At 74.5% G+C, this 22350-nt stretch carries 18 protein-coding genes and 1 pseudogene; 8 read left to right on the forward strand and 11 right to left on the reverse strand.

All coding sequences use genetic code 11. The features are described 5' to 3' along the window. Positions 1–2: 2 nt before the first annotated feature. The 3 genes and pseudogenes from IEZ20_RS22640 to IEZ20_RS22650 all read right to left on the reverse strand — a co-directional run bounded on the left by IEZ20_RS22640 (position 3) and on the right by IEZ20_RS22650 (position 2560). On the reverse strand, positions 3–239 hold the full coding sequence (locus IEZ20_RS22640; protein ID WP_189301589.1) for a hypothetical protein: 237 nt from the start codon (positions 237–239) through the stop codon (positions 3–5). 101 nt (positions 240–340) lie between these two features. Continuing rightward, positions 341–604 (reverse strand): annotated as a pseudogene (locus tag IEZ20_RS22645) (FG-GAP repeat protein); the annotation flags it as partial. Between the two features lie 117 nt (positions 605–721). Next, positions 722–2560 carry a glycoside hydrolase family 15 protein gene (locus IEZ20_RS22650; protein ID WP_189301592.1) on the reverse strand — a complete coding sequence of 613 codons (1839 nt, stop codon included), beginning with the start codon at positions 2558–2560 and terminating at the stop codon, positions 722–724. A 243-nt stretch (positions 2561–2803) separates the two neighbouring features. Here IEZ20_RS22650 and IEZ20_RS22655 point away from each other — a divergent pair, with 243 nt between their 5' ends. Beyond that, a complete protein-coding gene (locus IEZ20_RS22655) occupies positions 2804–3010 on the forward strand; it encodes a hypothetical protein (protein ID WP_189301594.1) in 207 nt (68 codons plus the stop codon). Positions 3011–3087: 77 nt separating this feature from the next. Here IEZ20_RS22655 and IEZ20_RS22660 read toward each other — a convergent pair whose 3' ends face one another. The 3 genes from IEZ20_RS22660 to IEZ20_RS22670 all read right to left on the reverse strand — a co-directional run bounded on the left by IEZ20_RS22660 (position 3088) and on the right by IEZ20_RS22670 (position 6743). Further along, positions 3088–3576, reverse strand: coding sequence for a DUF5709 domain-containing protein (locus IEZ20_RS22660; RefSeq protein WP_189301595.1), 489 nt, complete (start codon positions 3574–3576; stop codon positions 3088–3090). Between the two features lie 434 nt (positions 3577–4010). Continuing rightward, positions 4011–4865: a proteasome subunit beta gene (gene prcB / locus IEZ20_RS22665; protein WP_189301597.1), complete on the reverse strand. Its 855-nt coding sequence runs from the start codon at positions 4863–4865 to the stop codon at positions 4011–4013. Between the two features lie 141 nt (positions 4866–5006). Continuing rightward, a complete protein-coding gene (locus IEZ20_RS22670) occupies positions 5007–6743 on the reverse strand; it encodes a hypothetical protein (RefSeq protein ID WP_189301735.1) in 1737 nt (578 codons plus the stop codon). Positions 6744–6848: 105 nt separating this feature from the next. Between IEZ20_RS22670 and IEZ20_RS22675 the strand changes: the two genes are divergently transcribed. Beyond that, the gene (locus tag IEZ20_RS22675) at positions 6849–7340 is read left to right on the forward strand and encodes a BlaI/MecI/CopY family transcriptional regulator (protein WP_189301599.1); all 492 of its coding nucleotides are present in this window, start codon (positions 6849–6851) and stop codon (positions 7338–7340) included. Between the two features lie 96 nt (positions 7341–7436). Here the strand turns inward: IEZ20_RS22675 and IEZ20_RS22680 are convergent, their stop codons facing one another. Both IEZ20_RS22680 and IEZ20_RS22685 read right to left on the reverse strand, forming a co-directional pair. Beyond that, the gene (locus IEZ20_RS22680; RefSeq protein ID WP_189301601.1) at positions 7437–9791 is read right to left on the reverse strand and encodes a glycoside hydrolase family 65 protein; all 2355 of its coding nucleotides are present in this window, start codon (positions 9789–9791) and stop codon (positions 7437–7439) included. After that, the gene (locus IEZ20_RS22685) at positions 9788–10528 is read right to left on the reverse strand and encodes an HAD family hydrolase (protein ID WP_189301603.1); all 741 of its coding nucleotides are present in this window, start codon (positions 10526–10528) and stop codon (positions 9788–9790) included. The genes IEZ20_RS22680 and IEZ20_RS22685 overlap by 4 nt, the downstream gene beginning before the upstream one ends. A gap of 85 nt (positions 10529–10613) precedes the next feature. On the opposite strand from IEZ20_RS22685, the gene IEZ20_RS22690 reads away from it, so the two are divergent. The 6 genes from IEZ20_RS22690 to IEZ20_RS22715 all read left to right on the forward strand — a co-directional run bounded on the left by IEZ20_RS22690 (position 10614) and on the right by IEZ20_RS22715 (position 19727). Then, positions 10614–11255, forward strand: a complete 642-nt coding sequence (locus IEZ20_RS22690) for a nucleoside/nucleotide kinase family protein (protein ID WP_189301606.1) — start codon at positions 10614–10616, stop codon at positions 11253–11255. 267 nt (positions 11256–11522) lie between these two features. Continuing rightward, complete coding sequence (locus IEZ20_RS22695) at positions 11523–13430, forward strand: phosphatase PAP2 family protein (protein ID WP_189301608.1); 1908 nt, start codon at positions 11523–11525, stop codon at positions 13428–13430. A 92-nt stretch (positions 13431–13522) separates the two neighbouring features. Beyond that, positions 13523–15436, forward strand: coding sequence for a phospholipid carrier-dependent glycosyltransferase (locus IEZ20_RS22700; protein WP_189301620.1), 1914 nt, complete (start codon positions 13523–13525; stop codon positions 15434–15436). Between the two features lie 78 nt (positions 15437–15514). After that, positions 15515–16432 (forward strand): MurR/RpiR family transcriptional regulator, encoded by a 918-nt coding sequence (locus tag IEZ20_RS22705; RefSeq protein WP_189301622.1) that lies wholly within the window; start codon positions 15515–15517, stop codon positions 16430–16432. A gap of 344 nt (positions 16433–16776) precedes the next feature. After that, positions 16777–17157, forward strand: a complete 381-nt coding sequence (locus IEZ20_RS22710) for a hypothetical protein (protein ID WP_189301625.1) — start codon at positions 16777–16779, stop codon at positions 17155–17157. A gap of 110 nt (positions 17158–17267) precedes the next feature. Next, a complete protein-coding gene (locus IEZ20_RS22715; protein WP_189301627.1) occupies positions 17268–19727 on the forward strand; it encodes a SpoIIE family protein phosphatase in 2460 nt (819 codons plus the stop codon). Positions 19728–19755: 28 nt separating this feature from the next. On the opposite strand, the gene IEZ20_RS22720 is transcribed toward IEZ20_RS22715, so the two are convergent. The 3 genes from IEZ20_RS22720 to IEZ20_RS22730 form a co-directional block, all read right to left on the reverse strand. Continuing rightward, on the reverse strand, positions 19756–20277 hold the full coding sequence (locus tag IEZ20_RS22720) for a flavin reductase family protein (RefSeq protein ID WP_189301629.1): 522 nt from the start codon (positions 20275–20277) through the stop codon (positions 19756–19758). A gap of 40 nt (positions 20278–20317) precedes the next feature. Further along, positions 20318–21073 (reverse strand): peptidoglycan-binding domain-containing protein, encoded by a 756-nt coding sequence (locus tag IEZ20_RS22725; RefSeq protein WP_373303959.1) that lies wholly within the window; start codon positions 21071–21073, stop codon positions 20318–20320. Positions 21074–21251: 178 nt separating this feature from the next. Continuing rightward, positions 21252–22100 carry an ATP-grasp domain-containing protein gene (locus IEZ20_RS22730; protein WP_189301632.1) on the reverse strand — a complete coding sequence of 283 codons (849 nt, stop codon included), beginning with the start codon at positions 22098–22100 and terminating at the stop codon, positions 21252–21254. Between the last annotated feature and the right edge of the window lie 250 nt (positions 22101–22350).

The following is a 22350-nucleotide window of genomic DNA, read 5'->3' on the forward strand; positions in this document are numbered from 1 at the left end:
GGTCAGCCGCCGTCGAGCCGGGAGCGCAGCAGCTGCTTGCCCATTTCGGCGCCCTTGCGGCTGTCGGCCTGGGCCTTGCGGAACAGCTCGACGACCTCGTTGTCCTTGTCGCGCTCGGCGTCCTGGATGTACTGCTCCAGGCGCAGGGCGTTACTCAGGCACGCCTCGACGTACCAGATGAGGTTGTAGTCCTTGTCACGGGTGCCGGTGACGTCGCCGGTCTCGCTGGTGCTGGTCATCCGGGGTGTCCTCCTTCTGTGGACCCTGTGTCGGTTCCGCTTGTCGACGCCCCGGGTACCCGTGCGACCTGCGGACACACCGCCCGATCGGGTGGCCGTTCCTACTCGTCGAGCACGGCGCCGAAGCGGGCGCCGTGGACGGGGGCGCCGAGGGAGGCGGCGCCGTAGGACCAGGAGCCGTCGGCGAGCAGTCCGGTCCGGCTCGCGGGGAGCAACCACAGCGCGCCGTCGCCCGCGTTCTCGCCGGGTGCCGCGGCGATGAGTTCGGCGCGGCCGTCGCCGTCGGTGTCGGCGAGGCGGACCTGGGCGCCCCAGGCGTCGTCGGCCTCCGCCGTGCCGGGGACGTGCGGGGAGTTCTGCGACCACCACTGCGGGGCGGTGCCGGGGCCCTGGGTGCCGGAGGGAGCGGGGGTGGTTGTGGGGCGCGGACGGTCTGTGAGACTGCGGTGACAGATCATCACCGGGCCCGGGGACGGCGGGGGTCAGCCGAGGGCGCGGTCCAGGTTGAAGGCGGCGCTGATGAGGGAGAGATGGGTGAACGCCTGCGGGAAGTTGCCCTGCTGCTCGCCGGTGCGGCCGATCTCCTCGGCGTACAGGCCGAGGTGGTTGGCGTAAGTGAGCATCTTCTCGAAGGCCAGCCGGGCCTCGTCGAGCCGGCCGGCCCGGACGAGCGCCTCGACGTACCAGAACGAGCAGATGGAGAAGGTGCCCTCGTCGCCGCGGAGTCCGTCGGGGCTGGCCTGCGGGTCGTAGCGGTAGACGAGCGAGTCGGAGACGAGGTCCTCGGTGAGGGCGTCCAGGGTGGACAGCCACTTGGGGTCGGTGGGGGCGATGAACTTGGCGAGCGGCATCATCAGCAGGGAGGCGTCCAGGACGTCCCCGCCCTCGTACTGCACGAAGGCGCGCCGGCGCTCCGACCAGCCGCGGTCCATGATCCGCCGGTAGATGGCGTCCCGGGCCTGGCGCCAGCGCCGGTGGTCGGCGGGCAGCCCGCGGTGGGTGGCGAGGCGGATGGCCCGCTCGATCGCCACCCAGCACATCAGTCGCGAGTACAGGAAGTCCTTGCGTCCGCCGCGGGTCTCCCACACGCCCTCGTCGGGCTGGTCCCAGTGGTCGCACACCCAGTCCACCAGGTGGCAGACGTCGTCCCACTGGCCGCTGGAGATGGGCTGGGCCCACTTGTCGTAGAGGTAGATGGAGTCGATCAGGGCGCCGTAGATGTCGAGCTGGAGCTGGCCGGCGGCGGCGTTGCCGACCCGGACGGGGGCCGAGCCCTGGTGGCCGGACAGGTGCGGCAGTTCGCGTTCGGGCAGGTCGGTGCGGCCGTCGATGCCGTACATGATCTGCAGCGGGCCGGAGCCGTCGCCGCAGCCGGGGCTGACGTGCGTGGTGACGAACCCCATGAACGCCTCGGCCTCCCCGCTGAAGCCGAGCCGCAGCAGCGCGTACACGGCGAAGGCGGCGTCGCGCACCCACACGTACCGGTAGTCCCAGTTCCGTTCGCCGCCGAGCTGCTCGGGCAGGCTGGTGGTGGGGGCGGCGACGATGGCGCCGGTGGGGGCGTAGGTGAGGAGCTTCAGGGTGAGCGCGGAGCGGTGCACCATCTCGCGCCAGCGGCCCCGGTAGCGGGACTGGTGCAGCCAGCGCCGCCAGTAGGCGACCGTGGCGCTGAACTGGTGCTCCGCCTCGGCGTGGGCGCAGCCGCGCGGGGTCACCTGGCCGGTGACCTGGTCGAGGGCGAACACCGCGGACTCGCCCTCGCCGAGTTTGAAGTCGGCACGGGCGTCGCGTGCGTCGCACTCCAGGGCCACGGTGGAGGTGAGCGCCAGCGACTGGGCGGGGGACTCGAACACCACCATGCCGTCCAGGGCGCTCAGGGTGTGCGGGGCGGCACCGTAGTCGAAGCGGGGCGCGACCAGGACGCGGAACGGGACGGTGCCGCGGACGCACACCACGCGCCGGATCAGCCGGTGCCGGCCCGCCTCGGCGCGGGTGTCGTCGGCGACCGGCATGAAGTCCTGCACCTCGCCGACGCCGTCCTCGGTGAAGAACCGGGTGATCAGCACGTTGGTGTCGGGGAAGTAGAACTGCTTGGTGCGGGCCGGTACGGCGGCGGCCAGCTCGAAACAGCCGCCGCGTTCGGCGTCGAGGACGGCCGCGAAGACGCTCGGGGAGTCGAAGGAGGGGCAGCAGTACCAGTCGATCGTGCCGTTGCTGCCGACCAGGGCCACCGTGCGCAGGTCGCCGATGAGCCCGTGCTCGGCGATGGGCAGGTAACCGGGGCTGCGGGTGGTGTCCTCGGGATACGCGGTCTCGGCCATCGGCGGCCTCCCCGTGAGCGGTGCGGTGGGGTGCGGTGTGCGGTGCGGTCCGGTGTGCTGCTGGTGCGCGTGGTTTCCAGCTTAAGAGGAGCGAGTGATTCCGTGTGGTGGGGGAACGCGCTCCTCACCCGTTCCCGACGCGCCTGGAGATGCAGGGTCCGCCGGGGAGGGGAATGGTGAGAGTGTGCCCCGTTCGACAGGCACCGGCACGGATGCGGTCATCCGGACCGAGGAGGAGGCATCATGTCGACATCCACACCCGAAGAGTCCCGTTCGTCGGACGACGTCTGCACCCCGGACGCCCTGCTCCACTCCGCGCCCCCCAGGGACGTCACCCCTGAGGACCTGGTGATGGCGGCGGGCAGGGACGTCACACCGAAGACCCTCGACTGGGCGCGTCGCAAGCTGGAGTCGGAGGGCCCGGCAGCCATCGAGAAGCTGCTGCCCTAGGGCGGTCCGGGGAAGTTCAGGGACACCAACGGGGGCACCGGCCGGGCGTGCGCACGCCCGGCCGGTGCCGTGTGCGCTCACTCCGGCAGTCCGGTCCCGTCCGGGATCACATGCACGGCGGCCTCCTCCGCGCCGGCTGCTCCGCCGTCGATGCCGACGTCCTGGGCGACCTCCTCCTTGGTGGTGTCGGTGTGGGCGCCCTCGTCGGGGGCGACCAGGCGGCCGGCGCGGCTCTCGCCCGCCTCCGGGTCGACCGGTTCGCCCTCGCCGCCGGGCAGGTCGCCGATCTCGTCGCCGGCCGGCGGGGTCACGTCGGGGACCTCCTGGCCGAGCCGTTCGTCCAGGGTCTCCCCCTCGTGCTGCTCGGCGGCGGTGGTGCCGTGCCGGGTGACGCCGAGGGGGCGTTCGGGCGGGGAGTATCCCTCGTCGAGGATGTCGTCGTAGGTGCGTTCACCGACCGCGTCCTGCAGGTCGAGGGGACCGGCGTCCTCCTGTTCCTCGTTGCTGCCGGTGGGCTGGTAGGCGTCGTCGGCCATCGGGGTCTGCTCGGACTGCTGGTCGCTCATGGTCGCCTCCTTCGGGTTCGCGGACGGTCCTGGTCCGCGTTTCCCGTGGCCGGGCCGTTAACCCCCTGGGTTGACCCCCTGGGTTGACCCTCTGGGTTGACCCAGGCCGGGTCGACGACGCCGCCGACGCCCGGACAGGCCGGCCGGCGGCGCTCGTTCGAGCACCGCGCCGGCCGTCCCGCCGACCCTGATCCACTCCTGCCGCGTCGGGAGCCTCGGACGCGGTGCCGGGCCCGGCGGTGAGGGATGCCGGCCCGGGCGGGGAGGGGCGGAGCGGGATCAGGGGCGGCCGTCCACAGCCTTGTGCCCTCCATCCGTAGCTGCAACCCATGTGCAGTAAAGGGCTCGGCAGGCCTTCCCCATGGGGAGGGAAAGCCGGGGGTGGGGCGCTCGGAGCCGGGGTGGGGCGGTCGGAGCGGGGGCGGGTGGGGTGGTCAGAGGGTGGCGTGCGGGCCGTCCGGGCGGTCGGTGCGCTGCCGGACCGTGTCCCGGCTGAGTTGCTCCGTCTCCGTCTCCGGCAACCGCTCGAAGCCGTCCTCGGTGATGACCGAGACGACGGGGAAGATCCGGCGGCCGAGGTCCGGGCCGCCGGTGGCCGAGTCGTCGTCCGCCGCGTCGTACAGCGCCTGGAGCGCGACGAGGGCCGCCTCCCGGCGGGTCAGGTCCGGCCGGTGCAGTTTCTTCAGGGCGCCCCGGGCGTACGGCGAGCCGCTGCCCTCGGCGTGGAACCGCTGCTTCTCGTAGAGCCCGCCGGCCGCGTCGAAGCTGAAGATGCGGCCTCGGCCGCCGCCGGGCGCGGTGAGGTCGTAGCCGACGAGCAGCGGGACGACGGCGAGTCCCTGCATGGCCTGGGCCAGGTTCTGCCGGATCATGGCCGCGAGGCGGGTCGCCTTGGCGCCGAGGGTCATCGGAACGCCCTCGATCTTCTCGAAGTGGGCCAGTTCCACCTGGTAAAGCCGCACCATGTCCAGGGCGAGGCCGACGGTGCCGGCGAAGGCGACGGCCGTGTGGTCGTCGGCGGGGTGCACCTTCTCCAGGTCGCGCTGTGCGATGAGGTTGCCCATGGTGGCCCGGCGGTCGCCGGCGATCAGCACGCCGTCGCGGTAGGTCAGGGCGAGCACGGTGGTGCCGTGCGGGAACCGGCCGGGCGCCATCCGGGTGCCGGGCGGCAGCGGCGGCGCGGTGGGCAGCAGCCGGGGGCGGTGCGCGGCCAGGAACTCGGTGAAGGACGACGACCCCGGTGTGAAGAAGGCCGCGCTCGGCAGGCCCGCGCTGTCGTTCCCCCGCATGACTCCCCCTCCTGTGTCAGCCGGCAGTACCCGTGTCCTACCTGCCCCGGGCGCCCGGGAAACTCCCCGGTCTCACAGAGCTTCCCGGAACACCGGCACTCACCGTCCCCCCACCCGCCGGCTGGGTCCGGCCGGGGGCCGTCATGGGCCGGCGCCCGGGAGGACGTAGTAGAGGCGGACCGCGCCGACGGCTGCGGACGGCCAGTCGCGGGCGTAGCCGGGCGGCGCGGACCCGGCCGGCACCAGCGTGGCGACCGGCATCCGCCGGCTGGTCCGGGTGATGCCGTCCTCGGTGGTGTTCGCGTTGGGCCCGGCCGTCGCGCCCGAGGAGCACCCGGCGGCGAAGGCGACCGGAATGGCCTCGTGCCCGGTCACCAGACAGGGCGGCCGGACCCCGCGCCGCCCCAGCTCGACCGCGGTACGGGCCCACTCCCGGTGGGCCGCGGCGGTCTTGCCCACCGTGTGCACGAGCACGGCGAGCTGCACCGCGAAGTGAGCGACGAGCGCGGCACAGACCAGCACGGTGACGAGCGGGTGCCGGGACGGGGGCGGGGTGGCCGGGGGTGAGGCCGGGATTCGGGTCGCGGCTGCGGGGAGCGGGGGCCGGATGGCAGCTGTGGGCAGCGGGGAGGAGGCCGGGGGCCGGGCCGCGGTCGTGGTCGGGGGCCGGGACGGGCGTCGGCGGGAGCCCCGGTCCGGACCGCTGGGGAGACGGCCGCCCCCGCTCGGGTCCGGGCGCCGAGCCGGTCGGCGGCGCCACCACGGGGTCCGGCCGCGGGTCGGGGGCGTGGCCCGGCCTCGGGGCCGGGAGGAGGAAGGGGTCAGCAGGTGGGTGAGGGTGGTGGCGGCGGGGATCGCGAGGAGGGCGTAGGCGGGGAGGAGGAAGCGGGGCGCCGCGTAGCCGATCAGGAAGAGGTAGGGGAACGCGGCGGTCGCCGCGCAGGCGAGCGGCAGTGCCGTGGACGCCGTACGCCGGGCGCGGGCGGCGACCGCGAGGGCGAGCACGGCGAGCAGGGGCAGCGCGAACCACCAGAGGGTGAGCAGGGGGTGCGGCAGGGCGCCGGTGCACGGCCGGCAGAGCGTGCGCCCGCCCAGGCTGCGCAGCTGGTCCACGACGGCGAGGTGCCAGCCGAGGCCGCCCTGGATCTGCGAACCGTCGGACAGCCGGCGCGCCAGGCCGCCGTAGCTCGTGTACGCCTCGATCACCCACTCCGCGGCGCCGGCCGCGAGCCCGGCGAGCAGAACGAGCAGCGCCCGCCGGTGGCGGCGGGTCAGGCCGACGGCGAGCAGGGGCAGGGTCGCCCACACCGCGTCCACCGGCCGCATCCACGCCATGAGCACCGCGTTGCCCGCCAGACCCCACAGCGCGGTCCGCTCGGCGGGGGCGCGCAGGAAGCAGCCGGCCGCGGCCAGGGCGGCCACGGCGACCCAGTAGTTGGGCATGGCCTGCGGGCCGTAGAACAGGGTCACCCACAGGGAGGCGAACAGGGCGCCGGCGAGGGCGAGTACACGGCCGTGGAGGAGTCCGCGCCAGGCGCGCAGCGCCAGGAACAGGGCGAGGCCGGAGAGGACGGCGAGGTAGACCCGCAGCAGGACGGTGGACGACGACCAGGCCGCGACCGGCGCGACCAGCAGGGAGACGCCCCGCGCGCGGGGTGCGCTGAAGAAGGAGGCGGGCGCGTGTCCGCTGACCTGGCTGACGTACACCGTCTCGTCCCAGCCGAGCCCCAGGCCCGGCCCCACGAGGACGAGTTGGGCGAGGGTGAAGAGCGCGGCGACGGCCGCCGCCGGCCGGGAGGCGCGAGCGGAACCGGCGGACGTGCGGCGCGCGCCCTCGCGGCTCACCGCATCGAGTGTCGCGTGCGCGCTGCCGGCCATGACCACCCCTTCGGACATCACGGCCAAACTAGCGCCGCCCGCCCCGCGGCGGCCCGGCGAACAGGGCCATCCGGCCGACGGCCCTACGCGCTGTAAGGTTGGAGTATGGCTGGCACAGGGTCCCGCGGCAGGGCGGAGCGGCGCGGCGCCGGGGAGCTGGAGAGTGAGGTGCTGGCCGTCCTCTGGGCCACCGAGCGACCGCTGACCCCTGCGGAGATCCAGCAGGGGATCGGCGGCGGACTCGCGTACAACACGGTGCACACCATCCTCACCCGCCTGTACGACAAGGGGCTGGTGCGGCGCGACGCCGACGGGCGGCGCGGCGCGTACCGGGCGGCGAGGAAGGCCGCCGAGATGACCGCCGCGGTGATGCACGAGGCCCTGGACCGGGACCCGGATCCGATCGCGGCGCTCCGGCACTTCGTGACCGGCCTGAGCGCCGAGGAGGAGGGGGCCCTGCGCGAGCTGCTCGGCGGAGACCGAACCGGAGACCGAGCCGGAGACGGAACCGCGGACGGACCCGCAGACGGACCCGACGACGGAAGCGGACCCGAAGACGGAACCTCGGGCGGAGCGGCGAGCGCGGCCGCCGGATAGCGGCCGCAGGGGGCGTCCGAGGCCGGCCCGGGCCAATGCGACGGGCGCCGGACAGCAGCTGTCCGGCGCCCGGTTCAGCGCTGTGGGGCGCCCGGTTCAGCCGCTGTTCGGCGCCCGGTGCGGCGGCTGTTCGGGGGCCGGACGGCGGATCACCGGCGGTACCGCCCGGACGGCCGGCTCGTCGGTGGCGACCTCCAGCAGCTCGCCGTGGTGGCTCAGCGTCAGCGGCGGCCCGTCCAGCAGCGCGTACGTCACCTTGTCCGCGCCGATGTCCACGCGCAGCCGGCGCCCGCGGAACTGGACGTGGAAGGCGAGCCGGCGCAGCCGCTCGGGCAGGCGGGGCGCGAACCGCAGCCGGTCGCCGGCGCGCCGCATGCCGCCGAAGCCCGCGACCAGCGCCATCCAGGTGCCCGCGAGCGAGGCGATGTGCAGCCCATCCCGCGTGTTGTGCTCCAGATCGTGCAGGTCCATCAGCGCGGCCTCGGCGGTGTAGGCGTAGGCGAGGTCCAGGTGGCCGGTCCGGGCGGCGATGACGGCCTGGCAGCAGGCGGACAGCGAGGAGTCGCGGACGGTCAGCGGCTCGTAGTAGGCGAAGTTCCGGGCGATCTGCTCCTCGTCGTGCTCCTCCTCGAACCAGTCGGCGCAGGTGTACATGGCCAGCACCAGGTCGGCCTGTTTGACGACCTGCTTGCGGTAGAGGTCGAAGTACGGGAAGTGCAGCAGCAGCGGGTACTGGTCGGGGCGGGTGCCCTCGAAGTCCCAGCGCTGGTAGCGGGTGAACCCGGCGTGCTGTTCGTGGACGCCGAGTTCGGGGTTGTAGGGGATGTGCATGGCGTCGGCGGCGTCCCGCCAGGCCGCGCTCTCCTCCTCGTCGACGCCGAGCCGCCGCGCCTCGGCCGGATGGCGCTCCACGGCGTCGGCCGCGGCGCGCAGGTTCTGGCGGGCCATCAGGTTGGTGTACGTGTTGTCGTCGGCGACCGCGCTGTACTCGTCGGGGCCGGTGACGCCGTCGAGGTGGAAGACGCCGTGGGTGTCGTGGTGGCCCAGCGACCGCCACAGCCGGGCGGTCTCGACCAGCAGCTCCACGCCGGTCTCCCGCTCGAAGGCGGTGTCGCCGGTGGCCTCGACGTAGCGGACGACGGCGTCGGCTATGCCGGCGTTCACGTGGAAGGCGGCGGTGCCGGCCGGCCAGTACGCGGAGCCCTCCGGTCCCGCGATGGTCCGCCAGGGGAACGCGGCCCCGGCCAGCCCCAGCTGCACCGCGCGTTCGCGGGCCTCGTCCAGGGTGTGGTGGCGCCAGCGCAGCGCCTCGGCGACGGCGGCGGGCGCGGTGTGGGTGAGGACGGGCAGCACGAACATCTCGGTGTCCCAGAACGCGTGTCCGTCGTAGCCGGAGCCGGTCAGTCCCTTGGCCGGGATGGCGCGCTGCTCGGCGCGGGAACCGGCCTGCAGGACGTGGAACAGCGCGAAGCGGACGGCCTGCTGGATCTCCTCGTCGCCCTCCACCTCGACATCGGCGCGGGCCCAGAAGTCGTCCAGGCAGGACCGCTGGCCGTCGAGCAGGCCCTGCCAGCCGTCATGGCCCGCGGCGGCGAGCGCGGCGTCGACCTGGTCGGCCATGGCGGGCAGCGACCGGGTGCCGGACCAGCCGTGCGCGACCAGTTTCTCCACCCGCAGCGTCTGGCCGGGCTCCAGCACGGAGGTGACGGTGAGCCGGGCGACGTCGATGCCGCTCTCACTGCTGGTGGTGGTGCGTTCGGGGCCGGTGACGACGTGGTCGGCGGCCACGGCGACCCGGAGCCCGCTGCGCCGGGTGCGGTGCACCAGCCGCAGCCGGTTGCCGGCGGCGAAGCCGTCCTCCTGTTCCAGCGGTGACTTCAGGGCCCTCGCCGCGCGCGGGTCGCCGTCGGGTTCGGGCAGGCTCTCGTTGGCGACCAGCTCCGACTGGATCACCACCCGGCTGCGGTCGCCGACGGCCTCCACCTCGTAGGCGACGGCGGCGATCGCCCGCTGGGTCAGCGACACCAGCCGGGTGGAGCGCACCCGGACCGTGGAGCCGGCCGGCGAGGTCCACTCACAGGTCCGCTCCAGCACCCCGCGGCGCAGGTCGAGGACGCGTTCGTGGGCGACGAGCCGGCCGTAGCGCAGGTCGAAGGGCTCGTCGTCCACGAGCAGCCGCAGGATCTTGCCGTTGGTGACGTTGATGACGGTCTGCCCGGACTCCGGGTAGCCGTAGCCGGCCTCCGCGTACGGCAGGGGGTGGACCTCGTGGACGCCGTTGAGGTAGCTGCCGGGCAGCCCGTGCGGTTCCCCCTCGTCGAGGTTGCCGCGCCAGCCGACGTGTCCGTTGGAGAGGGCGAACACCGACTCGCTCTGGGCGAGGACGTCGAGGTCGAGCGCGGTCTCCCGGACGGTCCACGGTTCGACGGCGTACGACCGGTCGGTGATCACTGCTTGCCTCCGAGTTCGGCCAGGTCCTTCACGACGATGTCGGCGCCGTGCGCGTACAGCGCGTCGGTCTGGCCCACCCGGTCCACGCCCACGACGTATCCGAAGCGGCCCGCGCGGCCCGCGTCCATGCCGGCCAGCGCGTCCTCGAAGACGGCCGCGCGGGACGCCTCCACGCCCAGGTCCCGGGCGGCGGCGAGGAAGGTGTCGGGGTGCGGCTTGCCCGGCAGGTTCCGCCGGGCGGCCACCACACCGTCGATGCGTACGTCGAAGAAGTGCTCGGCGCCGACGGAGCGCAGCACGTCGCGGCAGTTGGCGCTGGAGGAGACGATCGCGGTGCGCAGACCCTCGGCGCGGACCGCCTCCAGATAGCGCAGGGTGCCCTCGTAGGCCTCGACCCCGCCGGTGCGGATCCGCTCCAGCAGCAGCTCGTTCTTGCGGTTGCCGAGACCGTGGACGGTGCGGGCGTCCGGCGGGTCGTCGGGGCCGCCCTCGGGCAGGTGGATGCCGCGCGAGGCGAGGAAGGCGCGGACGCCGTCGGCGCGGGGGCGGCCGTCGACGTACTCGTCGTAGTCGGCGACGGCGTCGAACGGCCGTCCCTGTTCGCCCTCGTAGGCGCGCAGGAAGGCGTCGAACGTCTCCTTCCACGCCGCCGCGTGCACGATGGCCGTCTTGGTGACGACCCCGTCGAGGTCGAACAGGCAGGCCTGGATGGTGTCGGGCAGACCGAGCTGACTCATACCGGGGACTGTTCCCCGTCCGGAGCACTCCAGTGAGTGGCGCACGCCACATACCGCGCGGGCGGGCGGTGACACACTCTGCTGTGTGCCGCTGACCTTCGACGACCTCCTCCTCCGCGCCCGCGCCCTGCCCCGGGACGGCGGGCGGGCCCTGCTCGGCATCGCGGGCAGCCCCGGCGCGGGCAAGACGACCCTGGCCGAGCGGCTGGTGGCCGCCCTCAACGGGGACGGCCCGCCCTGGGCGGCGCACGTGCCCATGGACGGCTTCCACCTAGCCGACGTCGAACTGGACCGGCTGGGCCGCCGGGACCGCAAGGGCGCGCCGGACACCTTCGACGCGGGCGGGTACGCGGCGCTGCTGCGGCGGCTGCGCGAGGAGACCGACGACGTGGTGTACGCGCCGGGCTTCGAGCGGGTGCTGGAGCAGCCGATCGCCGGCGCGATCCCGGTGCCGCCACAGGCCCGGCTGGTGGTGACCGAGGGCAACTACCTGCTGTTGCAGGAGGGTTCGTGGGCGCGGGTGCGGCCGTGCCTGGACGAGGTGTGGTTCTGCGAGGTCGACGAGGAGGAACGGATCCGCCGACTGGTCGCCCGGCACGAGGAGTTCGGCAAGGAGCACACGGCGGCCGTGGCCTGGGTCCGGGGCACCGACCAGCGCAACGCCGACCTGGTCGCGACGACACGGGAGCGCGCGGACCTGGTCGTACCGGCCGACGTGCTGCGCTGACGCACGGGGGGTGCGGGGCGCTGGGACCGACGTGCCGCGCTGAGCACGGGGGTGCGGGGGGCGCGGGGATCCGCGTTCGGTCGTGTGCCTCGCGGCGGCGCGTTCACCCGTCGCACACCCACCCGTCGCCGGGCCCTCCCCGACCGGACACGAACCGGCCCTAGACATGCACCCGTTCGTCCTCCCGCTCCACCGCTTCTCCCGGAACCGCACAAGTCCGCACAGCGGCATGTGCGTTGCCGGGACCCCTTTCCGAGAGGCACAGGCATGCCGTCAACCGCCGGGCACCGCACCCTCGTTCCGAACCGGCGCGGGTTCCTCACCACCTCGCTGGCCGCCTCGGCAGGTGTGCTCACCGTGCCGGCCGCCGCCGTCTGGCTGCCCGTGGCCGACGCGAAGGCCGCGACCGGCCCGGCCGCGTTCGTCGACGACTACCGGACCAACACCCCGGCCAACCTCACGCCCGAGACGAACGCGGTGGTCCGCGTCCTCGACGGCTTCGCCCGGCTCTGGAAGACCGGGCCCGACTGGCACTCCGGCACCCCGCTGCGCCCCGACATCCTGCGCGCCGACCTGCGCTACTGCGCGCGGGTCACCGCCGGCCGCACCGACGCCGAGGCCAAGGAGGCGTTCGTCTACGACCGCCAGCACCAGAGCCACGCCCTGATCGCCGGCCTGGGCCCGCTGGCCGACCCGTACCGGACGGGCGCGAAGGCGGTCACCTCCATCACCAGCGCGCCCGACGGCACCCCGGCGGCCCCGGTCAGCGACACGGTGCCCGCGAACGCCCCGGCGGGCTCGGCCCTCGGCGCCGGCGCGCACGACTCGGCGCTGGGCAAGGTCGCCGAACTGGTCGACACGGTGCGCGGCCCGTACGCCTCCGGCAACCCGGCCAAGTACGCCTACCAGTACCCGCGGCCGTGGCGGCTGACCGGGGACAGCGAGGTCGTGGACACCGGCCGGACGGACGCGTTCGGGTTCCCCGTGTACGAGTCCGAGGTGGTCGTGGCCCCGCAGCTGCTGCGCCAGCGCGGCACCTCCCCCGCCGACGACGGCGGTTTCCCCAGCGGCCACACCAACGCCTTCCACCTGGCCGCGCTGGCGTACGCGTACGCCGTGCCGGAGCGGTTCCAGGAGCTGGTGACGCGGGCGTTCGAGCTGAGCCACACCCGGATCACGGCCGGCATGCACCACCCGGTGGACGTCGTCGGGGGCCGGATCATGGCCACCGCGCTCGCCGCGGCCGCGCTCGCCGACCCGGCCAACGCCGCGCTGAAGGCCGCCGCCCGCGCCCAGGCGCTCGCCTACCTCACGGAGCGGACCGGCACGACCGCCGACACGCTGTACGCCTACGCCCACCCGGCCGGCGACCCCTACGGCGACCGGGCCGCGAACCGGCGCGCGGTGCGGCACCGGCTGACGTACGTCCTGCCCCGGCAGGGCCGCGAGCTGCCGCTGACCGTGCCGAAGGGCGCGGAGGTGCTGCTGGAGACCCGGCTGCCCTACCTGACGGCGGACCAGCGCCGGGAGGTCCTGCGCACCACCGGGCTGCCCTCCGGGTTCGCGCTGCTCGACGGGTTCGAGCAGTGGGGGCGGCTGGACCTGTTCGCGGCGGCGGACGGCTACGGCGCCTTCGACACGGACGTCACCGTCACCATGGACGCGGCGGACGGCGGCTTCTCGGCGGCCGACAGCTGGCGCAACGACATCGACGGGCGCGGCGGGCTGGCCAAGCGGGGCACGGGCACGCTGACGCTGACCGGCCGCAACCGGTACACCGGCGGCACCGTGCTGGCCGGGGGCACGCTGGCGGCCGGGTCCGAGGACGCCCTCGGCCACGGGGAGGTGCGCGTGACGGGCGGCACGCTGCGGGTGGCCCGGCGGCTGCGGGTCCGCGGCGCCTACACCCAGGAGGCGGGCACGCTGGAGGTCACCGTGCGGGCCGGTGGCGAGGCGCCGCTGACGGCCGGGCACCGGGCGCTGCTCGGCGGCGCGGCGGTGCTGGTGCTGCGACTGGACGCCGAACGGCCGCCGGCCGCGGGCAGCACGCTGCCGGTCCTCGCCGCGCCGAGGCTTGCCGGACGGTTCGAGCGGATCGAGGTGAACTCCGGGGGGCTGCGGGCCGTACCGGTGTACACGGCAGAAGGTCTGTCGGTAGGACTCGTGCGGCGGTGACGGCCGCGGCGGCGGGAACGGTGCGACAGTAGGGCCATGATCAGGTCCCCGCGCCCTCCGGCCACCGCAGGGCGGGTGCAGCCGCTGGGCGGATGATGGCGCACGAACAGCACCCGGTCCTCACCTCGGAGGCTCCCGCGCGGCCGGTACGGCAGGTCCCGGCCGGCCGGTACGCGCCGCTGCGCCGGCACCGGCGGTGGCTGGTGCCGCTCCTGGTCGTCCTGCTGCTGGCGCAGATGGCCGCGGCGATGGTCACCACGGCGGTCCAGCAGACCCCCACGATCGACGAGCCGGTGTACGTCGCGACGGCCACCGACTACCTGCGCGAGCACCGGCTGCGCTACAACCCCGAGCATCCGCCGCTCGGGAAGCTGCTGATCGCGGCCGGGGTGGCGGTGGCGGCCCCGCACTACGACCCGTCGTACACCGGCAGCCAGGGCGAGGTGGGACGGCATCTGCTGTACGCCTCGGGCAACGACCCCTGGCGGCTGATGCTGTGGGCGCGGCTGCCGGTGATCGCGCTGACGCTGCTGTGCGGGCTGGTGGTCTTCGCGTTCGCCCGGGACCTGGCGGGTACGGCGGCCGGGTCGGCCGCGCTCGCCCTGTACGCCTTCTCCCCCGATGTGATCGCCCACGGTTCGCTGGCCACACTGGACCTGCCGGCGGCCGCTTCCGTCCTGACCTCGGCCTGGCTCGCCTGGCGGGCCCGGCGCCGCCCGGTGCTCTACCTGCCGCTCGCGGGTGCGGCCCTGGGCGCGGCCGTGGCGACCAAGATGAGCGCGTTGCCGGCGGTGCCGGTGGTGATGGGCCTGGCGGCGGTCTCCGCGTGGACCGCGCATCGGCCGCCACCGCCTTTCCCGCCCCGGCCTTCCCTGCCGCGGCCCCTCCCCTCCGGCCGGCCTTCCCTGTCCCGGCTCTTCCCCTCCGGCCGGCCTTCCTTGCCCCGGCCCCTCTCCCTCGGCCGTTCTCCCTCCGGCCGCTCTCCCTCCGGCCGTTCTCCCTCCGGCCCTTCCCTCTCCGGCCCGCCCCTCTCCGGCCCTCTCCGCTCCGCCCGGGCGGTCCTGCGGCGGCTCGCGGAACGACGGGCCGCGGGGGCGCTCGTGGGCGCCGTCGTCGTGGCGGTCGTCGCGGTCGTCGTCGTGTGGGCCGTGTACCTGGCCGTCGACCCGCGGCTGCGGTTCCTGCCCGCCGAGCCGGTGCCGGCCGTGCACGGGCCGCGGGGACGGCTGGTGGAGCTGCTGCCGGTGCCGCGGGCGTACCGGGCGGGAATGCGGGTGCAGTTCGGGCTGGAGGACCTCCCCTGGCAGGGGTACCTGTTCGGGCACCTGTACACCGGTTCGCTCTGGTACTACCTGCCGGCCGCCCTGCTGGTGAAGACCCCGCTGGGGCTGCTGGCGCTGGGCGCGGCCGGTGCCGTGGCGGTCGTGGCGCGGCGCCGGCTGCGCCCAGCGGCGCCGTACCTGCTGCTGCCGCCGGCGGTCCTGCTGGCGGCGGCGATGACGGGATCGCGGGACTTCGGCACCCGGTACGCACTGTTCGTGCCGGTGTTCTGCGCGGTGGCCGCGGCCTGTGTGCCCACGCCGCGCCGTCGCTGGTCCGGGCTGCTGACGGGCGCGCTGATGCTGTGGGTGGCGGTGAGTTCGGTGCGGACGTTCCCGTACTACCTGCCGTACGCGAACGAGGCGTTCGGCGGGCCGGCGCACACGCACCGGCTGCTGCACGACTCGAACGTGGACTGGGGTCAGGACCTGGGCCGGCTCGCCGACCGGCTCCGGGAGCGGTACCCGGGCGAGCGGGTGTGGCTGGTCTACAAGGGCAGCGGGGTGCCGTCGTACTACGGCATCCACGCCGCCGATCCGCGGACCGTGCCGCCCGGCCGGGTGCACGGACTGCTGGTGGTGTCGGACTCCGCCGTCGCCAAGGCGCGCGGGCGGCTCGCCGAGCTGATCGCGAGCAGCCGGCCGGTCGACTCGGTGGGCCGCTCCATCAGCCTGTACCGGAGGTGATGCCGCTGCTCCAACCCGCTGGTCACGGCGGTCGGTGAGCTATGTTGAGTGATCGTGGCAGACAAAGGAGGCCGACCGGTGCCCTCGCCGCAGCAGGCACGCGCACAGGCGTCAGCGATCACGTCGGGCAAGACGGTGCCCCAGGCCGAGGCCGCCCCGACCTCCCGGCTGCGGGAGCTCTTCGACGGGCCGCGTCTGTCGCCGGGGCAGCGGCGCATCGCCCAGTACCTGATCGAGCACATCACCGAGGCCGCGTTCCTGTCGATCACCGAGCTGGCGGACCGGGTCGGGGTCAGCCAGCCCTCGGTGACCCGCTTCGCCGGTGCCGTCGGCTTCAGCGGCTACCCCGCGCTGCGCGAGAAACTCCAGTCGATCGCGCTGAGCAGCCTGGCCGGCGGGCCGGGCGAGGAGGACCGGGCGAACGAGCTGCAGGCCGCCGTCGACGCCGAGATCGCGAACCTGGAGAACCTGCGGCGGGACTTCGCCGACCCCGACCGGGTCATCCGCGTCGGCCGCGAGCTGTCCCGCTCGACCCCGCTGACCGTGCTGGGCCTGCGGATCTCGGTGTCGCTCGCCGAGTACTTCGGCTATGCCGCCCGCCGCATCCACCCGGACGTGCGGCTGGTGACCCGCGGCGGCAGCGTGGCCTACGACGCGCTGCTGCAGTCCCGTGAGGCCGGCGGCAGCTGGGTGCTGGCCTTCGCCATGCCCCGGCACTCCCAGGAGACGCTCCACGCCGTCCGGGTGGCGCGCGGGGCGGGCCTGAAGGTCGCGCTGGTGACCGACCTGGCGCTCGGGCCGCTGGCCGACGAGGCCGACATCACCTTCGCCACCGGCACCGGCTCCCGGCTGGTGTTCGACTCCTACGCCGCGCCCGGCGTGCTGGCCGCGGCGCTGCTCCAGGCCATGACCGACGCCGATCCGGAGCGCACCCAGGGCCGGCTGGAGAAGTACGAACAGCTCTCCGAGCAGCACCAGTTCTTCCTCAGGGACTGAGCACACCGGGCGGCGGATCCTTCCGGCCGCGCCGGGCATCCGTGAAGATCTTGCGGTCGTCCACCGCCTGGACGGGGATGATTCACCGCATATCGCGCATGAATGTTTTCATACGTCTTGCAAACCACTCGGCATATATAAATACTGCTCGGCGGACGCAGTGCCGGTTCCCCGCGTCCGGGGCCCCGCACGGACACCCTGAACGCCGTCCCCTACCCACGTCGGCGCCCGGGGTGTACCGGGGCGTGTCGTCTGCGCGACCCGCCCGTGGCGGTCCCGGTCATCCCCTAGACCGGGACCGCCCCGAACCGTCGACCACCCTCCGACGCCGCACACCGGAAGCGATGATCATGCCCCTGACCAGCACGCGCATCAGTCCCGACTGGCCCTGTCAGGTCAAGACGCCGGGCTCGTACGACTGGGAGCGCTCGGCGGCCAAGTGGCTGCGCGAACTGATCCCGGCGCGCTACGCCAGCTATCCGGTGCTCATCCGGCACCCGGTCCTGCTCGCCCGGCACGCGCAGATCCAGGTGCAGCAGGAGATCCGGGTCGCACGGACCGCCCTGCAGACCGCGCGGGCCGAACTGCCCGTCCTCGGACTGCCCGAATCGGTGATCGAACACACGATCAAGCTGTACGCGGCGGAGGTGCTCCAGCTCCAGCACATCGCGCGCAGCGTCCGAGCGGTCAGCGAGGCCCTGGCCGGACGCGGCACGGGCCGCTGACCCCCTCCCGACCTGCGGCGGCCCCCTCCGGGGCGCCTCTCCGAAGGTCACGGGAATCGCGACCCGGCAGACGAGTGATCGGACGGCCCCATGTGTGCAATGCTCAACGGGTGACGAGCGAGCCCCTGCCTCCGGTGGACCGCGACGCCAGCGCAGATCTGGCGGCGCTGGCCAAGGTCGTCGCCCGGCAGCGTGCGGAGGTGGAACGGCTGCGCGACCTGGCCGCGACCTCGGCGGTGCTGGAGCGGGCCACGGGCGTGCTGATGGCCGTCACCGGCTGCACCCCGAACGCGGCCCACGAGGAGCTGGCCCAGCGCGCCCGGGACGGCAACCGCACCCTCCTCGAACAGTGCTGGCTCACCCTGGGTGCCCTGCCGCCCAGGACACAGCCCGCCGCCCCGGCCACGCCACCGCCCCCCGCCCTCGGCTCCGCCGCCCTCGCCCCCCTCGGCTCCGCCACCCCCGACGGCCGCTCCGGCTCCGCCGGGATCCCGCCGGCCGGTACCACGGACCTGGCGGACGTACTCGGCCGCATCGGCCGTGACCTGGTCCCGGTCGGCTCGCCGTACGAACTGGCCGGCTGCCTGCTGAGCCACCTGGCGCCCGAGGCGGGCGCCGACGCCGTCATGCTGTACGAGCGGCTGCCCGAGGGCGGCCTGGGGCTCATCGGGTACGCCGGAATCGAGCCCGCCCTCGCCGCCCAGTGGCGCCACATGCCCCCGCTGACCGGCATGGCCGCGCTGGACGCCGTACGGTCCGGGGAACCGGTCTGGCTGGAGGACCTCACCGCGGACCGCACCCGGTACCTGCTCATCGGGGACGCCCCGGAGCGGTGGCTCAGCCGGGTCTGGCTGCCCGTGCCGGCCGGGGACGCCGCCCACGTCGCCCTCGGGGTGCTGCGCCGGCAGGCCGGGCCGTTCACGCCGCGCGAGCGGGAGCTGCTGCGGGCCGTGGCCCGGCTCTGCGCGGGCCGCCTGCGCGCCCTCGACAGCCCGCGGAGCGGGGCGCCCGGCGATGTCGCCCAGACCGTGCAGGCGGTGTTCGACGCGCTGCCGGGCGCGGCCATCCTGCTGACCCCGCTGCGCGCCCCCTCCGGCGAGGTGGAGGACTACCGCATCGACGCCGCCACCCCGGAGGCGGTCGACGTGTTCGGCCGGACGGGCCGGGAGATGGTCGGCTCGCACATCCTGGAGAGCTACCCGTCCGTCGCGGGCGAACCGCTGTGGCAGGGCTATCTGCGGGCGCTGCGGACCGGACGCCCCTTCGAGGGCGAGCCGTTCGCCTACCAGGACGTGGTCGGCGACGTGCCCGTGACCGCCACCTACTCGGTGCGGGCGGCCCCGCTCGGCGAGGGCCTGGTGGTGACCTGGCTGCGGCACGACCCGGTGGAACGGCAGGAGCAGCGCCTCGCCGACGTGCAGCGGCTCGGCAACCTGGGCTGGGCGAACTGGAACCTGCTCACCCGGGAGGCGTCCTGGGCCGCGCAGACGTACGCCGTGCTCGGCCGGCGCCCCGGGCAGGGGCCGGTGCCGCTGGAGGAGCTGCCCGGCCTGGTCGTGCCGGAGGACACCGGGCCGCTGACCCGCGCGATCGACGGACTGGTCCGCGACGGGCAGCCGTTCGACGTGCCGTTCCGCGTCGAGGCGCCCGCCGGAGTCCGGCATCTGCGGATGGTCGCGGAGGCCGTCACCTCGCCCGACGGGACCCCGGTCGAGGTGCACAGCTTCGTGCAGGACCTCACCGCGCAGCGCAGCGCGGAGCTCGCGCTGGTGGAGAGCGAACGCGCGATGCTCCTGCAGCGCGGCGTCCTCCAGGCCGAGCGGGCCCTGGCGGCCCGGCTGCAGCACGCCCTGCTGCCGCTGCCGAGCAAGCCGGTCCGGCTGGCCGGGCTGCGCGTCGAGGTCGCCTACCTGCCCGCGCAGTCCGGCATCCACGTCGGCGGCGACTGGTTCAGCGCCATCGAACTGCCCGACTCGGACGCGCTGTTCGTGGTCGGTGACGTGGCCGGCCACGGCATCGACGCGGTGGCCACCATGGCCCAGCTCAGGTTCACCGCGAAGGGCATGGTCAGCACCGGCTCCTCGCTCACCGGGGCGCTGGCGCGGCTCAACCAGCTGCTGCTGCACTCCCGCGACAGCCAGACCACCGCCACCATGGTGCTGGCCCGCTACGACCCCGAACGGCAGGTCCTGGCCTGGGCCCAGGCCGGGCACCCGCCGCCACTGCTGGTGCGCCGGGGCGAGGTGCGCTTCCTCGACCGGCCCGGCGGCATGCTGCTCGGCGCGATGTCCTCGCCCGCCTACGAGTCGCTGGAACTGCGGCTGGAACCCGGTGACCGGCTGCTGCTCTACACCGACGGCCTGGTCGAACGCCCCGGCGAGGGCCTCGACGCGGGCTTCGACCGGCTGTCCGAGGCGGTGCGCGCGCACGGCTCCGGCGGGTCCGGCTCCCTGGAGGCGCTGCTCGCGACGCTGCTGGCGGACGAACGGCGGGACGACGTGTGCGTGCTGGACATCCGGATGCCCCTGGAGGGGGTGCAGGACGCGGCGGAGGGCGCGGCACACGGCTGACGGCGCAGCCCGGACCGGTACGGGCCGTTCAGTCGACAGGGTCGACAGGGTGGCCCGCGTCGATGGTGACGGAGTCGGAGAGCCGCAGCAGCGGCCCGCCCCTCCCCTCGCCCCACTGGACCGGGTCGAGCACGAAACCCACGTGGTCACCGCCGTCGGTGCGGTGCAGGATGGTGCCGACGAACCAGGCCGCCGCGTCCTGGAGGACGATGGCGCCGCCGTGCTCCTCCCGCCAGTCGAGCCCGACGAACTTGTCGGTCTCGTCGCCCGTCTCGCCACCGAAGAGTTCCGCGAGGTCCCGCTGGTCGCGGGTGAGCAGATGGACGGCGAGGTACTGGGCGGCGCGGGCGACCCGGTAGGTGTGGTTGACCTTGGAGAGCCACACGGCGAACCGGGGCGGCTGGAGGGAGCACTGCGAGGCGAACCCGACGAGGCAGCCGGAGCGCTCGCCGCCCGCCACTGCGGTGACCACGCACATGTCCGGGTCGAGCCGATGGAAGAAGGCGTTCGGCTCCCCCGCCCGGCCGCGCGTACCGCTCTCGTCCGCCATGCCGCTGCACTCCCGTCCGTCGCCGCTCGGTTCCGTCCGCTCAAGCATCGTCGCCGAAGCCGGTGCGGGACTCCAGCGCACGGCGCGTGTCGTCGCCGTAGACGCCCCTCTCGTCGCCGCTGATGCCGTACCAGAGCTGGAAGCGGGCCACGGCCTCGGTGAGCGTGGCGTCGTAGCTGCCGCCGGTCGAGCCTCCGCGGTAGACGTCCGGGATGCGCAGCAGGCGCTGCTGGAGGTCGGTGACGTCGGGGCCGGTGTCGCCCTGGCGGAGGACGCCCGGGCCGTCGGGGTCGGTCGCGGCGGTCGACGCGCCGGGGGCCGGTGGAGCCGGCGCGGTGGCGGGCGGGGCCTGTGTGGCCGCGCCGGCCGAGGAGGCGGACGGGGCCGAGGACGCGGACGGGGCCGGACGGGCGGTGGCGGCGGCCTGCTGGCGGCCGGGGAGCAGCAGGGCGCCGCCGAACCCGACGAGCGCGGCCGCCGCGACGGCCACGGCGACGACGGCCCGACGCCGCCCTGGGCGGAATTCGGGGGTGGCCGTGGCGGGACCGGCGGTGGGTGCGGGCGGGAGTTGCCGGGTGCGGACCTCGGCGAGCGGCTCGTACCCCACCGGGCCGGGCTTCGCCGAGTCGGGCGTCGCCGGGCCGGGCGCCGCCGGATCGGGCCGGAAGTCGCGCATCAGCTCGGCGAGGGCGTCGAAATGGCGGAGCCGCACGACCCGGATGGGCTCCAGGACCGGTCCCATGGGCTCCAGGACCGGTCCCGGTGGCGGCTGTTGGGGGTCGGGCGGTGTCGGCACCTGGCTCTCCTTCCGTCCCTCGGTCACGGGGGCTTCCACGGCCCCGCGCTCAGATACGGCGGCCGTCGCCACCGCGTTCAGCGGCCCGGTACCCCTCCTCCGCTCTTCCTCACGCACCAGGTCCCACGACCCTCGTGACCGACGGAACGGCGGTGACCGCCCTGAGCGCGCCGGCGGGTCAGGGCCGGGCCGGGCTGAGCGCTCCCTGCGCGAACCGGCTCAGGGACGCCGTGAACGCGGTCACGAAGGCGTCCCTGGCCTCCTCCTCCAGCGCGTCCAGGGACAAGTAGGGGTTCAGGTCCTCCAGTTCGACCAGCAGCAGGCCGCCGTCGGGGGCGCGGCAGGCGTCGACGCGCTGGATGCCGTGACCGAGGTCGTTCCAGTCGATGAACCGGCGCGCGAACTCCAGGTCGGCCGCGGTCGCCGTGTAGGGCTTCAGCTCCCAGCGGCGCCGGGGATCGGGGGCGTACAGGGCGTACTGGAAGTCGTCGTCGACGAAGTAGAAGGACACCTCGTAGGCGAAGTCGACACAGGGCTGGATCAGGACGTCCCCGGCGGTGTGCCCGGCGAGGCGGCTGCCGGGGACGATCCGCAGGCCGAGGGAGTCCGCGCCGAACTTCGGCTTCACCACGTAGCGGGCGGCGGCCGGCAGCCGGTCCAGGTCCTCGACCCGGTCGACGGTCGGGATGACGGGGTAGCCGGCGGCGGTCAGATCGAGCAGGTACTGCTTGCCGGCCATGTCGGCCTTCCCGGTGAGCGGGTTGTACACCGGGGTGCCGGCGGCGAGCGCCCGGGCGCGGAAGTCGTCGTACGCCTTCTGGTGGCCGAGGACGGGTCCGCTGTTGCGGACGACGACGGCGTCGAAGCCGTCCATCAGGGCCGCCGCGTCCAGCGGATGGCACAGGGCCAGGTCGAAGTGGGCGCGCAGCCGGGAGGTGAGGTGGATGTCCTCGTCGCAGTAGCGGCGCCCGCGGGCCTGGTACGCCAGGTCGGTGACGTACAGCAGTCGGGGGCGGGCGGCGGGCATGGGGCTCCTCGGGGCGGTACCGGCTGCGACTACGGCGGTGGCGGTGGCGGTGGCGGTGGCGGAGAAAGGTTACGCCGCAGGGTGCCGGGGCTCTTCGCCGCCCCTGGCGAGGAGTGCCGGGTCCGAGGTCCTCCGCGGTGGGTCCACGGGGACGCGATGACGACACGGTACGAACGGAAGCACTCAGTTCCCTCGTGAGCGCACTCTCGCTGCACTGAGTGTCACGAGCCCGGTCCGGGTGCTACGTTCC

This window comes from Streptomyces cinerochromogenes (assembly GCF_014648635.1).
In the GTDB taxonomy this organism is placed as follows: domain Bacteria; phylum Actinomycetota; class Actinomycetes; order Streptomycetales; family Streptomycetaceae; genus Streptomyces; species Streptomyces cinerochromogenes.

Excerpts from the sequence above, each read along its gene's own strand:
- IEZ20_RS22640 (WP_189301589.1), bottom strand. The coding sequence starts at position 239 with ATGACCAGCACCAGCGAGACCGGCGACGTCACCGGCACCCGTGACAAG.
- IEZ20_RS22650 (WP_189301592.1), bottom strand. The coding sequence starts at position 2,560 with ATGGCCGAGACCGCGTATCCCGAGGACACCACCCGCAGCCCCGGTTAC.
- IEZ20_RS22655 (WP_189301594.1), top strand. The coding sequence starts at position 2,804 with ATGTCGACATCCACACCCGAAGAGTCCCGTTCGTCGGACGACGTCTGC.
- IEZ20_RS22660 (WP_189301595.1), bottom strand. The coding sequence starts at position 3,576 with ATGAGCGACCAGCAGTCCGAGCAGACCCCGATGGCCGACGACGCCTAC.
- prcB (WP_189301597.1), bottom strand. The coding sequence starts at position 4,865 with ATGCGGGGGAACGACAGCGCGGGCCTGCCGAGCGCGGCCTTCTTCACA.
- IEZ20_RS22670 (WP_189301735.1), bottom strand. The coding sequence starts at position 6,743 with ATGGCCGGCAGCGCGCACGCGACACTCGATGCGGTGAGCCGCGAGGGC.
- IEZ20_RS22675 (WP_189301599.1), top strand. The coding sequence starts at position 6,849 with ATGGCTGGCACAGGGTCCCGCGGCAGGGCGGAGCGGCGCGGCGCCGGG.
- IEZ20_RS22685 (WP_189301603.1), bottom strand. The coding sequence starts at position 10,528 with ATGAGTCAGCTCGGTCTGCCCGACACCATCCAGGCCTGCCTGTTCGAC.
- IEZ20_RS22695 (WP_189301608.1), top strand. The coding sequence starts at position 11,523 with ATGCCGTCAACCGCCGGGCACCGCACCCTCGTTCCGAACCGGCGCGGG.
- IEZ20_RS22700 (WP_189301620.1), top strand. The coding sequence starts at position 13,523 with ATGATGGCGCACGAACAGCACCCGGTCCTCACCTCGGAGGCTCCCGCG.
- IEZ20_RS22710 (WP_189301625.1), top strand. The coding sequence starts at position 16,777 with ATGATCATGCCCCTGACCAGCACGCGCATCAGTCCCGACTGGCCCTGT.
- IEZ20_RS22720 (WP_189301629.1), bottom strand. The coding sequence starts at position 20,277 with ATGGCGGACGAGAGCGGTACGCGCGGCCGGGCGGGGGAGCCGAACGCC.
- IEZ20_RS22730 (WP_189301632.1), bottom strand. The coding sequence starts at position 22,100 with ATGCCCGCCGCCCGCCCCCGACTGCTGTACGTCACCGACCTGGCGTAC.